14 protein-coding genes are annotated in these 12929 nt (G+C 68.2%); 11 read left to right on the top strand and 3 right to left on the bottom strand.

Translation table 11 applies throughout. The features are described 5' to 3' along the window. Position 1: 1 nt before the first annotated feature. Together rdgB and rph are read right to left on the bottom strand one after the other, a co-directional pair. A complete protein-coding gene (rdgB, locus tag ACFWZU_RS10620; RefSeq protein WP_439701487.1) occupies positions 2–598 on the bottom strand; it encodes an RdgB/HAM1 family non-canonical purine NTP pyrophosphatase in 597 nt (198 codons plus the stop codon). 3 nt (positions 599–601) lie between these two features. Further along, positions 602–1330, bottom strand: coding sequence for a ribonuclease PH (gene rph / locus ACFWZU_RS10615; RefSeq protein ID WP_439701486.1), 729 nt, complete (start codon positions 1328–1330; stop codon positions 602–604). 78 nt (positions 1331–1408) lie between these two features. Here rph and ACFWZU_RS10610 point away from each other — a divergent pair, with 78 nt between their 5' ends. From ACFWZU_RS10610 to ACFWZU_RS10580, 7 genes are all read left to right on the top strand, one after another. Next, positions 1409–2272, top strand: a complete 864-nt coding sequence (locus ACFWZU_RS10610; RefSeq protein ID WP_439701485.1) for a YicC/YloC family endoribonuclease — start codon at positions 1409–1411, stop codon at positions 2270–2272. After that, the gene (gene gmk / locus ACFWZU_RS10605; RefSeq protein WP_439701484.1) at positions 2269–2892 is read left to right on the top strand and encodes a guanylate kinase; all 624 of its coding nucleotides are present in this window, start codon (positions 2269–2271) and stop codon (positions 2890–2892) included. The genes ACFWZU_RS10610 and gmk overlap by 4 nt, the downstream gene beginning before the upstream one ends. 177 nt (positions 2893–3069) lie before the next feature. Then, the gene (locus tag ACFWZU_RS10600) at positions 3070–3897 is read left to right on the top strand and encodes an ABC transporter ATP-binding protein (protein WP_439701483.1); all 828 of its coding nucleotides are present in this window, start codon (positions 3070–3072) and stop codon (positions 3895–3897) included. After that, complete coding sequence (gene mlaE, locus ACFWZU_RS10595) at positions 3894–4664, top strand: lipid asymmetry maintenance ABC transporter permease subunit MlaE (protein WP_439701482.1); 771 nt, start codon at positions 3894–3896, stop codon at positions 4662–4664. Before ACFWZU_RS10600 ends, mlaE begins: the two co-directional genes overlap by 4 nt. Before the next feature lie 19 nt (positions 4665–4683). Continuing rightward, positions 4684–5544 (top strand): outer membrane lipid asymmetry maintenance protein MlaD, encoded by an 861-nt coding sequence (gene mlaD, locus ACFWZU_RS10590; RefSeq protein WP_439701481.1) that lies wholly within the window; start codon positions 4684–4686, stop codon positions 5542–5544. A 26-nt stretch (positions 5545–5570) separates the two neighbouring features. Next, positions 5571–6242, top strand: coding sequence for an MlaC/ttg2D family ABC transporter substrate-binding protein (locus ACFWZU_RS10585; RefSeq protein WP_439701480.1), 672 nt, complete (start codon positions 5571–5573; stop codon positions 6240–6242). Then, positions 6239–6538 carry an STAS domain-containing protein gene (locus ACFWZU_RS10580; protein WP_439701479.1) on the top strand — a complete coding sequence of 100 codons (300 nt, stop codon included), beginning with the start codon at positions 6239–6241 and terminating at the stop codon, positions 6536–6538. Before ACFWZU_RS10585 ends, ACFWZU_RS10580 begins: the two co-directional genes overlap by 4 nt. Before the next feature lie 101 nt (positions 6539–6639). Here the strand turns inward: ACFWZU_RS10580 and ACFWZU_RS10575 are convergent, their stop codons facing one another. Beyond that, entirely contained in the window at positions 6640–7470 is an 831-nt protein-coding gene (locus ACFWZU_RS10575) for an MlaA family lipoprotein (RefSeq protein ID WP_439701478.1), read from the bottom strand. A 187-nt stretch (positions 7471–7657) separates the two neighbouring features. Here ACFWZU_RS10575 and rpoZ point away from each other — a divergent pair, with 187 nt between their 5' ends. The 4 genes from rpoZ to recG all read left to right on the top strand — a co-directional run bounded on the left by rpoZ (position 7658) and on the right by recG (position 12905). After that, on the top strand, positions 7658–7948 hold the full coding sequence (gene rpoZ, locus ACFWZU_RS10570; RefSeq protein ID WP_231350551.1) for a DNA-directed RNA polymerase subunit omega: 291 nt from the start codon (positions 7658–7660) through the stop codon (positions 7946–7948). Between the two features lie 112 nt (positions 7949–8060). Further along, the gene (locus ACFWZU_RS10565; protein WP_439701477.1) at positions 8061–10220 is read left to right on the top strand and encodes a RelA/SpoT family protein; all 2160 of its coding nucleotides are present in this window, start codon (positions 8061–8063) and stop codon (positions 10218–10220) included. 85 nt (positions 10221–10305) lie between these two features. Further along, positions 10306–10689: a RidA family protein gene (locus ACFWZU_RS10560; RefSeq protein WP_439701476.1), complete on the top strand. Its 384-nt coding sequence runs from the start codon at positions 10306–10308 to the stop codon at positions 10687–10689. A 101-nt stretch (positions 10690–10790) separates the two neighbouring features. Then, complete coding sequence (recG, locus tag ACFWZU_RS10555) at positions 10791–12905, top strand: ATP-dependent DNA helicase RecG (protein WP_439701475.1); 2115 nt, start codon at positions 10791–10793, stop codon at positions 12903–12905. Positions 12906–12929 lie beyond the last annotated feature (24 nt).

Genomic DNA, 12929 nt, shown 5'->3' with positions numbered 1-12929 from the left:
GCTAGTGCGGGGCGCCCAGCCGGGCGTGCAGCTTCGCCAGCGCCTGGGCACGGTGGCTCAGGCGGTTCTTCAGCGCCGGCTCGAGTTCCGCCGCCGACACCGTCTGGCCGTCCGGAAGGAACAACGGGTCATAGCCGAAGCCAAGGTTCCCGCGCTCCGCCTCCAGCACGCGGCCGTGCCAGCGGCCCTCCGCGATCAGCGGGGCCGGGTCGTCGGCGTGGCGCAGCAGCACCAGCACACAGATGAAGAAAGCGCCGCGGCGTTCGGCCGGTACGCCTTCGAGCGCGTGCAGCAGCTTGGCGCGGTTGGCGGCCGCGTCCCCATGGCTGCCGGCGTAGCGGGCCGAGTACAGCCCCGGGGCGCCGTCCAGGTGCTCCACGCACAGGCCCGAGTCGTCGGCCAGCGCCGGCAGGCGGGTGATGCGCGCGGCATGGCGCGCCTTCAGCAACGCATTCTCGACGAAGGTGGTGCCGGTTTCCTCGATGTCGAGCACGCCCAGGCTGCCCTGGGTGACGATCTCGAAGCCGCTCCCGGCGAGCAGGTGCTCGAACTCGGCGAGCTTGCCGTGGTTGCCGCTGGCCAGCACCAGACGCCGCATGGATCAGCCCTCCGCCAGCGCGGCGCGCTGCGCAGCGACGAGTTCGGCGATGCCCTTTTCGGCCAGCGCCAGCATGGCGTCCATTTCTTCGCGGCGGAACGCGTGGCCTTCGGCCGTACCCTGCACCTCGATGAAGCCGCCGCCGTCGTTCATCACGACGTTCATGTCGGTATCGCAGGCCGAGTCCTCGGCGTAATCGAGATCCAGCACCGGCACGCCCTGGTAGACGCCGACCGACACGGCCGCGACCGCGCCGATGATCGGGCTGCGCTTGAGGTTCTCGCGCTTCATCAGGAAGTTGACCGCGTCGACCAGCGCCACGTAGGCGCCGGTGATCGCCGCAGTGCGGGTGCCGCCGTCGGCCTGGATCACGTCGCAGTCGAGCGTGATCACGCGCTCTCCCAGCGCCTGGCGGTTGACGCAGGCGCGCAGGCTGCGGCCGATCAGCCGCTGGATCTCCAGTGTGCGCCCGCCCTGCGCGCCGCGTGCGGCCTCGCGCTGGGTGCGCGTGCCGGTGGCGCGCGGCAGCATGCCGTATTCGGCGGTGACCCAGCCCTCGCCCTTGCCGCGCAGCCACGGCGGCACGCGGTCCTCGATGCTGGCGGTGCACAGCACGCGGGTGTCGCCGAAGCTCACCAGCACCGAACCCTCGGCGTGGCGGGTGTAGCGGCGTTGCAGCGTCACCGGACGCAGCTGGTCGCTGGCGCGGCCGCTCGGGCGGGTCATGGTCATGCGGGGGCCTGGATTGGGCAAGGCGGGAGGCGAGAGTTTACCATTGCGGCTTTCCACCCGACCGCAAGGGCTCGACGCATGATCCGCAGCATGACGGCCTACGCCAGCGCCGAAACCTCCGGCCCTGCCGGCACGCTCAGCTGCGAGCTGCGCACCGTCAACCACCGCTACCTGGAGCTGAGCCCGCGCCTGCCCGAGGAACTGCGCGGCTTCGAGTCGGCATTGCGCGAGCGCGTGGCGGCGCGGCTGTCGCGGGGCAAGGTGGATCTCACCGTGCGCCTGCGCGGTGGCGAGGCGCGGGGCGAGTCGCTGGAAGTGGACGAGGTGACGCTCGGTCGCCTGGCCAACCTGAACCGCGAACTGGCGGGGCGCTTTCCCGGCATGCAGGTGCAGCTGACCGAGCTGCTGCGCTTCCCCGGCGTCCTGCGCCAGTCCGAGGTGGATTCGGACGCCCAGCAAGCGGCCCTGTTCGAGGTCCTCGACCGTGCGCTGGACGCGCTCAGCGCCACCCGCGAGCGCGAGGGCGCCCAGTTGGAGGCGATCCTGCGCGACAAGCTCGACGCGATCGAGAAGATCGTCGGCCAGGTACGCCAGTGGATGCCGGAGATCCGCACCGCCTTGCGGGCGCGCCTGGAAGCGCGACTGGCCGACCTCAAGCAGCCGGCCGACCCCGGTCGCCTGGAACAGGAACTGGTGCTGCAGGTCACCCGCAGCGACGTCGACGAGGAGCTCGACCGCCTGGCCACCCATGTCGCCGAAACCCGTCGCGTGCTGGGCCTGAAGGAGCCGGTCGGCCGGCGTCTGGACTTCCTGATGCAGGAGTTCAACCGCGAAGCCAACACGCTCGGCTCCAAATCGGTCGATGCGCGTTCGACCAACGCCGCGGTGGAGCTCAAGGTGCTGATCGAGCAGATGCGCGAGCAGGTGCAGAACATCGAATGAGCGCCACGCAGCCCGGAACCCTGTTCATCGTTGCCGCCCCCTCGGGCGCGGGCAAATCCACGCTCGTCAACGCGCTGCTGGAACGCGAGCCGACCATCTCGCTGTCGATCTCGCACACCACGCGGCCGCCGCGGGTGGGCGAGGAGTACGGGCGCCATTACTACTTCGTCGAGCGCGCGGAGTTCGAACGGCAGATTGCGGCCGGGACGTTCCTCGAGCATGCCGAGGTGCACGGCAACTTCTATGGCACCTCGCTGGCGACGGTGCAGGACCTGCTCGACCAGGGGCGCGACGTCTTGCTGGAGATCGACTGGCAGGGCGCCGCGCAGATCCGTCGCGCGAAGCCCGATTGCGTGAGCGTGTTCATCCTGCCGCCCTCGCGCACCGAACTGGAGCGGCGCCTGCGCGGGCGCGGGTCGGACGCGCCGGAAGTGATCGAGCGACGCCTGCACAACTCGCGCGAGGAGATCGCCCATGCGCACGAGTTCGATTACATCGTGGTCAACGACGGCTTCGACGAAGCGCTGGGCGACCTGCAGGCGATCGTGCGGGCGGTGCGGCATCGCGGCGAGCTGCAGTGGAAGCGGCACGAGGCGCTGATTGCCGAGCTGCTTGCCTGACCTGAAGCTCCCCTCTGGCTCCGGGAGGGCGTGGGAGGGTGAGGATTCGGGCGGCCTGTCGATCCATGGTCGCCACGGTCACTATCCCCGCGAGCCCGTCCCTCGCCCCGGCCCGGGGAGAGGGAGCAAAGGCTGCGGCTTGGCCTGCCTTCACCGCTCGGCTACCTTTAGCCGCTTATGACCGCCCCCGCCGCTCCCTCCGAACCGCTGGTGCGCATCCGTGGCCTGACCACGGTGCTCAACGGCAAGACCATTTTCGATGCGCTGGACATGGACATCCCGCGCGGCAGGGTGACGGCCATCATGGGACCCAGCGGCACCGGGAAAACCACGTTGCTCAAGCACATCACCGGGCAGATGCGCGGCGACGCCGGGCAGGTGATCGTCGACGGCCAGAACGTGCCGGAGCTGTCGCGTGAGAAGCTTTTCGGGTTGCGCGAGAAGATCGGCTACCTGTTCCAGAACTCGGCCCTGTTGACCGATTTCGATGTGTTCGAGAACGTCGCCTTCCCGCTGCGCCAGCATACGAAGCTGCCCGAGGTGCTGATCCGCAACATCGTGCTGACGAAGCTGCAGGCGGTGGGCCTGCGCGGCGCGGCCGGCCTGATGCCGGCCGAGCTCTCCGGCGGCATGTCGCGGCGCGTGGCGCTGGCGCGGGCGATCGTGTTCGACCCGATGCTCATCCTTTACGACGAGCCGTTCGTCGGCCTTGACCCGATCGCGTTGAGCCAGGTGCTCAAGCTGATCCGCACGCTGAACGAAACACTCGGCATCACGAGCGTGCTGGTGGCGCACGAACTGGAGGCAATCAAGCAGGTCGCAGACCTGGTCTACCTGATCGCCAACGGCAAGGTCGTCGCGCAAGGCGATCCGAAGACCATCGCCGACGACGGCTCGCCCTGGACGCGGCAGTTCTTCGGTGGCGACATCGATGGCCCGGTGCCATTCCAGTATCCGGCCGGCGACTACGCGCAGGCCCTCGGTCTGGCAGGAACCAAGGCATGAACGCGCAGTCGCAACGTAATGTCATCACCAACGCGCTGGCACAGATCGGCGAGGCCGGCCTGTTCCTGCTGACTCTGCTGGCGGCAGTCCCGCGCAGCCTGCGCTACACACGCGAGACGGTGCGCCAGCTGTGGTTCGTCGGCGCCATGAGCCTGACCATCATCACCGTCTGCGGCTTGTTCGTGGGCATGGTGCTGGGGCTGCAGCTGTACTACGTACTGTCGATCTTCGGTGGCACCGCGGCAAGCGGCACGGTGGTGGCGATCGCGATCTACCGCGAGCTTGGTCCTGTCCTCACCGCGCTCCTGTTCGCCGGTCGCGCCGGCACGTCGATCACGGCCGAGATCGGCCTGATGCGCGCCACCGACCAGCTCGCCGCCATGGAGATGATGGCGGTCGATCCGATCGCCTACGTAGCGGTGCCGCGCTACCTCGCCGGCCTGATCGCGATGCCGTTGCTGTGCGCGGTGTTCTGCGCGCTGGGCATCTTTGGCGGCCACCTGGTGGGCGTGACCTGGCTGGGCATCGACAACGGCACCTTCTGGTCGAACATGACCGCCACCGTCGACGTCTGGAAGGACGTGGTCAACGGCATCCTGGTCAAGAGCCTGGCGTTCGGTGGCGTCGTTTCGCTTATCGCCGTCTACCAGGGCTACACCACGCCGCCGACCAGCGAAGGCGTGGCCTATGCCACCACCCGTACCGTGGTCGCCTCGTCCATCGCGATCCTCGCGCTGGACTTCGTGCTGACCGCATTCCTGATGTGATTCCTCGAGGACCTGAGCCGTGAGCCAGAGACATTCCTACGCCGTGGGCACCGGCCTGTTCATCGTGCTCGGTTTCGCCGCGCTGGCGTACCTGGCGACGCAGACCACCTCGGTCGCCAACACCCACCAGGGCGCCAGCTACAGCGTCCAGGCCCGCTTTGCCAACATCGGTCAGCTCAAGGAGCGCGCGCCGGTGAAGATCGCGGGCGTGCGCGTCGGCCAAGTCAGCTCCATCGTGCTCGATCCCAAGCAGGAAGTGGCCGATGTGACCTTGTCCATCGACCAGGGCTACAGCCACATTCCGGACGATTCGATCGCCACGATCTTCACCAGCGGCCTGCTCGGCGACCAGTACGTGGGCATCCAGTACGGCAGTTCGAAGAAGGACCTCGCCGACGGCGGCACGCTGGCGCGCACCAAGCCCGCGCAGCAGCTGGAGGAAATGCTCGGCAAGTTCTTCGGCGCCGGCGGCGTGGCCGACAACCTGGGCGGCAGCTACACGGTGAAGGCGCGCTTCAGCAACGTCGGCGCGCTCTCGGTCGGCGCCCCGGTGAAGATGGCCGGCGTGGCGATCGGCAGCGTGGCCGCCGTGCATGCCGACCCGGTCAAGCTGGACGCGGAAGTGGAGCTGTCGATCGACAGGAAATACGACCAGATCCCCGACGATTCGGCCGCCGCGGTGTTCACCAGCGGTTTGATCGGCACCCAGTACGTTGCGATCCAGCCGGGCGGCTCGCCCGAGTTCCTGAAGAACGGCGACGAAATGGTGCTGACCCAGTCGGCCATGCAACTGGAAGACCTGATCGGCAAATTCCTGGTCAACGGCTCGCCCGCCGAAAAGAAGGACGCCGCCAACGAATCCCCCGCCGGCAAGCAGTGAGCCGGTTCCCCACAAGGAGTTTCCCCATGTTGCGCACTCTGGCTTTCGCCATGGCCATCGCGTTCGGTACCGTGGCCGCCTCGCCCGTACTGGCCCAGGATGCGGCCGCCCAGGCGCCGGCGTCCCGGCAGACCCCTGAGCAGGTGGTGCAGGAGATCGCCCGCCAGCTGGACACCACCATCGCCGGGCACCGCGATGAGCTGAAGAACGACAAGGAAAAGTTGATCTCGGTGATCGACGACGTCTTCCTGCCGCACTTCGACATCGACTACGCCTCGATCCTGGTACTCGGCCGCCATGCCCGCGAGGCCACGCCCGAGCAGCGCGAGCGCTTCGCCAAGGCGTTCTACAACTCGATCACCCACCGCTATGCGGAAGGCCTGCTCAACTACACCAAGGGCGCCGTGCAGGTGTTGCCTTTCAGCGGCGACCTCAACGAAAAGCGCACCGTGGTGCGCACGCAGGTGGTGCTGGACGATGGCAAGAAGCTCTCGGTCGACTACGCCTTCCGCAAGAGCAAGGAAGGCGACTGGAAGGCCTACGACGTCATCATCGAAGGCATCTCCTATGTCACCAATTACCGCAACCAGGTCGACGCGGAGATCCGCAAGGTCGGCATCGAGAAGCTGATCGCCAACCTGGAGAACCAGGGCGAGAAGGCGCTCGAGTCGATGGACAAGGAAAGCAAGGCCTCGTGAGCGCGGCGGCTTTCGATCTGCACCGCGGAACGCCGGGCACGCTCGGCGTCAGCGGCGTGCTCAGCTTCGACACCGCCGCCGCGGCCCTGGACGCGATCGGAAAGGCGCTGGGAGACGCAACCGTGTCCCGCCTGGACCTTGCCGGCGTCCAGCGCAGCGACAGCGCGGGACTGGCATGCGTGCTCGCCGCGCAGGCCGAAGCCCGGCGACGGGGTCGTGCGCTGGTCGTGGACAACATGCCTGCGGGCATGCGTGCGCTGGCCCAGGTCTGCGAGGTGGCCGACCTGGTCGGCTGAGACGGCGCGATGCACGAACAAGAAAAAGGGGCCGCAAGGCCCCTTTTCTCGTAGGGTGGGCTTTCAGCCCGCGTTGCCCGATGGGCGGGCCATGCCAAAACCTACGGCTGTTTCTGGTCGTCGCCCGGATGCTTGTTTTCCCACTGGTGCTGCTCGTCCAGCAATTGCTCCGGATCGAAGTTGTCGTCGTTCAGGCCCTGCATCTGCTGGATGACCTCGGCCGGCGGATTGCCGTCGTAGATCTGGTACAGGCGCCGCTGGCGATAGGCGTCGCGCATGAACACGTAAGGATCGTAGGCGGACTCCAGGAAACTCTCGGCATCGATGCCGCGCGAGCGCAGCGTCACCAGGTACATCATCTGCGGCAGGTACTGCTGGCCGTACTTGTAGTCGTGGTTGCGCGCGTAGATCGACAACGGGTCGAAGAAGTAGCTGTCCACCGGCATGCGCCAGACGTCGCGCACCGTGGTCGGGCCGATCAGCGGCAACACCAGGTAGTCGCCATCGGGCACGCCCCAGCGCGCCAGCGTCACGCCGAAGTCGTTGTCCTCCAGCGGGAGGCCGAGCTGGCTGGCCGGGTCGAAGAAGCCACCGAGGCCCAGCGTGAGGTTGACCAGGAAGCGCCCGGTGCTCTGCAGGGCCTGCTTCGGCCGCGCCTGCAGGAGGTCGTTGGCCACCGTGATCGGCATGCGGATGTTGGTGAAGAAGTCGCTGACCGAACGGCGCACCGGCGGGTTGGTGATCTTGCGATAGCCCACCGCCACCGGGCGGATCACCGCCTTGTCCACCGCATTGTTGAACGAGTAGACCTTGCGGTTGAACTTTTCCAGCGGGTCGTCGGTGCGCGGCTTGGCGATGGTGCAGCCGGCCAGCAGGGCCAGGGCAGCCAGCGCCAGCAGGCGGCTGGGCGAGAGACGGGGCAGGGAAAGCATGGGCTGAAGGGATCCGCTACGGGTACCGCAAAAGTGTACCGCCTGGTTTTATATTTTTGCAGTCAGGCGGATCGGCGCCGCTCGCCGGCGATCGAACCGCGCATGATACGCGCATGCCGCATTGCCAGCCAAGCCGCGGCTCCGCTACACTTGCCCGTCTCTAAGTTGCCTTTGTGCCTGAGGATTTATGGCCCGCATTACCGTGGAAGATTGCCTCGAGGTGGTCGACAACCGCTTCGAGCTGGTGCTGATGGCGACCAAGCGCGCCCGCCAGCTGGAGAAGGGCGCCGAGCCGGCGGTCCACCCGGACAACGACAAGCCGACGGTGCTCGCCCTGCGCGAGATCGCCGATCGTCGAATCGACCAGGCCACCATCGACGAGATCGACCGCGCCGAGCGCGAGCGCGCCGAGCGCGAGGCGCTGGAATGGGCCGCAGCCGAGGTCGACGACGATCTTTCCAAGGGCGGCGACGACTGATGCGTCCCGGCGGCTGCCATACGCGCAGTCGCCTTGCCGGCATGGCCGGCAGCTTCGTCATGCGTGGCCGTCACCCGCACGGAAGCACTATCTGAACGGGGATCGCGAACCCATGACGGCGACCACGCCCTCCGTTCCCGTGGACCCGTCCGTGCTGCCCCCCTACGTGCTGGCGCTCAAGGAGCGCGTGGCCTATCTCCCGGAAGCCCAGGTGGCGCGCGTGCTGCGCGCCTACGAGGTGGGTGCGCACGCGCATCGCGGCCAGGCCCGCAAGAGCGGCGAGCCGTACATCACCCACCCGGTCGCCGTCGCCGGCATTTTGGCCGAGCTTGGCCTGGACGCCGAGACGATCATCTCGGCAATCCTTCACGACACCCTCGAGGACACCGAGCTCAGTCGAGCCGAAATTACGGCCGAGTTCGGCGACGCGGTCGCCGATCTGGTGGACGGCGTCACCAAGCTGGACAAGATGCGCTTCTCCAACCGCCAGGAGGCGGACGCGGAGAGTTTCCGCAAGATGCTGCTGGCGATGGCGCGCGACATCCGCGTGATCCTCATCAAGCTGGCCGACCGTCTGCACAACATGCGCACGCTCGGCGCCAAGGAGCCCTCCGCGCGCCGGCGTATCGCGCGCGAAACCCTGGAGATCTACGCGCCGATCGCCCAGCGCCTGGGCATGAACAAGTTCAAGGCCGAGCTGCAGGACCTCGGCTTTCGCGCGCTCTACCCGGACCGCTACCGCGTCATCAGCGAGCGCATCCGCGCAGCGCTGGGCAACCGCCGCGAGGTGATGAGCAAGATCGAGCACGCGCTCGCCGCCCGGCTCGCCACCGAGCACCTGCCGGCCAAGGTGGTCGGGCGCATCAAGTCGGCGTGGAGCATCTACTCGAAGATGCACAACGAGCACAAGAGCTTCGCCCAGCTGATGGACGTGTACGGCTTCCGCGTGGTGGTCGACACGGCAATGAGCTGCTACATGGCCCTGGGCGCGGTGCATTCGCTCTACAGTCCGGTGGACCGGCGCTTCAAGGATTTCATCGCGATTCCCAAGGCGAACGGGTACCAGTCGCTGCACACCGTGTTGCTGGGGCCGTTCGGCGCGCCGATCGAAGTGCAGATCCGCACCGCCGAGATGGATTCGGTCGCCGAGCGCGGCGTGGCCGCGCACTGGGCCTACAAGACCGATTCCGGTCCGGCCAACAGCGCGCAGGCCCGTGCGCGCGAGTGGCTCTCCGCGCTGGCCGACAGCCAGGCGCACACGCCCTCGTCGGCCGAGTTCATCGAGAACGTCAAGATCGACCTGTTCCCGGACGAGGTCTACCTGTTCACCCCGCGCGGCGACATCCTTGCGTTGCCTCGCAATGCCACCGCGCTCGACTTCGCCTACGCCGTGCATACCGACGTGGGCGATCACGCGGTGGCCGCGCGCGTGGACAAGAAACTGTTGCCGCTGCGCACGCGGCTGGAGTCGGGCCAGCTGGTGGAGATCATCACCGCGCCTTCGGCGGTGCCCAACCCGGCCTGGCTCGAATTCGTCGTCACCGGCAAGGCGCGCACCGCGATCCGCCAGTACCTGAAGCACCTGCAGCACGAGGACGCGGTCGACTTCGGCCATCGCATGCTCGACCGCGCACTGGACGCGCTGGGCACCAACATCGACGCGATCCCGGCCAAGGTGCTCGAGCGCTTCCTGGAGGAGGCCAAGCTGCGCCGGCTTGAAGAACTGCTGGCCGACATTGCGCTGGGCAACCGCATGCCGGACCAGGTAGCGCATCACCTGGTTGCGCTACGCGGCGGCGGGCGTCCGACCGAGGCGCCGCACACCCACGAGAACATCCGCATCACCGGCGCCGAGCGCGGCGTGCTCAGTTTCGGCAATTGCTGCCACCCGCTGCCCGGCGACGAGATCATCGGCTACCTGTCCTCCGGCAAGGGCATCGTGGTGCACCGCGTGGAATGCCCCAACGTGGCCGAATTCCGCAAGTCGCCCGCGCGCTGCGTGGGTATCGAATGGGACCGCGACGTGCAGGGCGACTACCGGGCCGAGCTGCGCATCGAAGTCATCAACCGCCCGGGCGTGCTGGCCACGGTCGCCGCCGCCATCGCCGCGGCCGATTCGAACATCGAGAACGTCGAATACGTCGAGCGCGACGCCGCCGCCGCCACCCTTCTGTTCGCGATGGAAGTGAAGAACCGCAAGCATCTGGCAGACGTGATACGGCGCGTCCGACGCACCGGCGTGGTGAGCGGAGCGTATCGCTACCCCCTGTAGAGGGTGCCGGCCTGGCGGCAGGCTTCCGGCTCGCCCCTCGTCCCGCACCCTTCTAGACTGGGCCTTTCCCACACGAGGCCCGCCCATGTCCCGCAGCATCATCCATTCCGAACAGGCCCCCGCCGCGATTGGCCCCTACTCACAGGCCGTGCGCCACGGCAACACGGTGTACTTCTCCGGCCAGACGCCGCTGGATCCAGCCACCGGCACGTTGGTCGAGGGCGACATCAGCACGCAGACGCGACGGGTGTTCGACAACCTGGCCGCGGTCGCCAAGGCGGCCGGCGGCTCGTTCTCGCAGTTCGTGCGGGTGGGCATCTACGTCACCGACCTGGCCAACTTCGCCGCGGTCAACGCGGTGATGGCCGAATATTTCCAGCAGCCCTATCCGGCGCGCTCCACGATCGAGGTCTCGGCGCTGCCCAAGGGCGCGCAGGTGGAGATCGACGCGATCATGGTGCTGGACTGACTGCTGCCCACCCGTCGCGCCGTGGCCTGACCGCCCGGCGCGGCATGTGCCCACACCTTGCTGCTGCATCCCGCCCAGAGGCTGGGCTAGGCTAGCGATTCATGCCCGCCCGCAGCACCAGCATCGCCGTGACACCCGTCGCCGATCCCGGCCTTTCGCCGGTCGGCACGTTGCCGGGCGTCGGTCCTGCACTCGCTGCCACGCTCGCGAAGATCGGGCTGGAGCGGGTGCAGGACCTGTGGTTCCACCTGCCGCTGCGCTACGAGGACAAGACCCGCGTCACCGCCATCGGTGACCTGAAGGCGGGCGAGCGGGCGCAGGTGGTGGGTGCGGTCGAAGCGGTCGAGCGCGGCTTCCGCTACCGGCCGCAGCTGAAGGTCGCCATCGGCGACGACTCGCGGCAGACGCTGCTGCTGCGCTTCTTCCATTTCCATCGCGCGCAGGCCGACCTGCTCAAGCCCGGCGTCAGGCTGCTCTGCTATGGCGAGGTGCGCCACGGGGCGCAGGGCCTGGAAATGGTGCATCCGCAGTACCAGCGCGTGGGCGAAGATCAGGCCGTGGCGGTCGACGAGCGGCTGAGTCCGATCTACCCGACCACCGAGGGCCTGGGCCAGAAGCGGCTGGCTGGCGTGATCGACAAGGCGCTCGCGCTGCTGCCGCCCGATGCAGCCCTGGAGCTCATTCCGCCGCCGCTGTGCCTGGCCCATGGACTGACCTCCCTGCGCGAGGCGCTCCTCTACGTGCACCGCCCGCCGCCGGACGCGCCACTGGCCGACCTGACCAACGGCCGTCATCCCGCCCAGCAGCGGCTCGCCTTCGAGGAGCTGCTGACCCAACACCTGAGCCTCAAGCGCATGCGTGCGGCCGTGCGTCGCCGGCGTGCGCCGGTGCTGGACGGGGACGGCGGACTGCGCGGCCGCTTCGTCGGCAGCCTGCCGTTCCAGCTCACCGGCGCGCAGCAGCGGGTCACGCGCGACGTGCTTGCCGACATCGCGTGCGCCAGGCCCATGCTGCGCCTGGTACAGGGTGATGTCGGCAGTGGCAAGACGGCGGTCGCCGCGCTGGCGGCACTGGCCGCGGTGGAAGCCGGCTGGCAGGTGGCGTTGATGGCGCCCACCGAGCTGCTGGCCGAGCAGCACCTGCGGAACTTCCGCCATTGGCTGGAGCCGCTGGGTGTGCACGTCGAATGGCTGGCCGGCAAGCAGCAGGGCAAGGCGCGCGCGCAGGCGCTGGCGCGTGTCGCCGACGGCGCGCCCGTGGTGATCGGCACCCACGCCCTGATGCAGGAAGGCGTGGCTTTCGCGCGGCTGGGCCTGGTCATCGTCGACGAACAGCACCGCTTTGGCGTGCAGCAGCGGCTCGCGCTGCGCGACAAGGGCCGGGAAGGCGACCTGGTGCCGCACCAGTTGGTGCTCACCGCCACGCCGATCCCGCGCACGCTGGCGATGAGCGCGTACGCGGACCTGGACGTCTCCTCCATCGACGAATTGCCGCCCGGGCGCACGCCGGTGCAGACGGTGGCGGTGTCCAACGCGCGCCGCGTCGAGGTAATCGAGCGCATCCACGCCGCCTGCGCCGAAGGCCGTCAGGCCTACTGGGTGTGCACTCTGATCGAGGAATCGGAACAGCTGCGCGCACAGGCGGCCGAGGTGGCGCACGCGGAACTCGCCGCTGTACTGGAGGGTTGTTCGGTCGGGCTGGTCCACGGGCGCATGAAGCCGAAGGAGAAGCAGGCCGTGATGGACGCCTTCAAGGCGGGCGAGCTGTCCGTGCTGGTAGCAACGACCGTGATCGAGGTGGGCGTGGACGTGCCCAACGCCAGCCTGATGGTGATCGAGAACAGCGAGCGCCTGGGCCTGGCCCAGTTGCACCAGTTGCGCGGGCGTGTGGGCCGTGGCACGGTCGCCTCCAATTGCGTCCTGCTCTACCAGCCCCCGCTGGGCCAGCTCGCGCGCGAGCGCCTCAACGTCATGCGCGAAACCTGCGACGGCTTCCGCATCGCCGAGAAGGACCTCCAGTTGCGCGGTCCCGGCGAGCTGCTGGGCACGCGTCAGACCGGCCAGCTCGCCTTCCGCATCGCGGACCTGGCGCGCGACGCGCATCTGCTGCCGGCGGTCCAGCAGGTCGGCGAGGCGATGTTGCTGCAGCATCCGCGTGATGCCGAGCGGCTGATCGAACGCTGGATCGGTGCCGCCGCGCGCTATGCCCACGCCTGAGCGGTACATATCGAGACGCGCGTT

This window comes from Frateuria sp. GZRR33, assembly GCF_051900425.1.
GTDB lineage: Bacteria > Pseudomonadota > Gammaproteobacteria > Xanthomonadales > Rhodanobacteraceae > Frateuria_A.
The sequence above is the reverse complement of the archived record's forward strand: the minus strand, read 5'-3'. Positions and strand labels throughout refer to the sequence as shown.

Excerpts from the sequence above, each read along its gene's own strand:
- recG (WP_439701475.1), top strand. The coding sequence starts at position 10,791 with ATGCCCGCCCGCAGCACCAGCATCGCCGTGACACCCGTCGCCGATCCC.
- mlaE (WP_439701482.1), top strand. The coding sequence starts at position 3,894 with ATGAACGCGCAGTCGCAACGTAATGTCATCACCAACGCGCTGGCACAG.
- ACFWZU_RS10610 (WP_439701485.1), top strand. The coding sequence starts at position 1,409 with ATGATCCGCAGCATGACGGCCTACGCCAGCGCCGAAACCTCCGGCCCT.
- rpoZ (WP_231350551.1), top strand. The coding sequence starts at position 7,658 with ATGGCCCGCATTACCGTGGAAGATTGCCTCGAGGTGGTCGACAACCGC.
- rdgB (WP_439701487.1), bottom strand. The coding sequence starts at position 598 with ATGCGGCGTCTGGTGCTGGCCAGCGGCAACCACGGCAAGCTCGCCGAG.
- ACFWZU_RS10575 (WP_439701478.1), bottom strand. The coding sequence starts at position 7,470 with ATGCTTTCCCTGCCCCGTCTCTCGCCCAGCCGCCTGCTGGCGCTGGCT.
- ACFWZU_RS10600 (WP_439701483.1), top strand. The coding sequence starts at position 3,070 with ATGACCGCCCCCGCCGCTCCCTCCGAACCGCTGGTGCGCATCCGTGGC.
- ACFWZU_RS10585 (WP_439701480.1), top strand. The coding sequence starts at position 5,571 with ATGTTGCGCACTCTGGCTTTCGCCATGGCCATCGCGTTCGGTACCGTG.
- ACFWZU_RS10560 (WP_439701476.1), top strand. The coding sequence starts at position 10,306 with ATGTCCCGCAGCATCATCCATTCCGAACAGGCCCCCGCCGCGATTGGC.
- gmk (WP_439701484.1), top strand. The coding sequence starts at position 2,269 with ATGAGCGCCACGCAGCCCGGAACCCTGTTCATCGTTGCCGCCCCCTCG.
- rph (WP_439701486.1), bottom strand. The coding sequence starts at position 1,330 with ATGACCATGACCCGCCCGAGCGGCCGCGCCAGCGACCAGCTGCGTCCG.
- ACFWZU_RS10565 (WP_439701477.1), top strand. The coding sequence starts at position 8,061 with ATGACGGCGACCACGCCCTCCGTTCCCGTGGACCCGTCCGTGCTGCCC.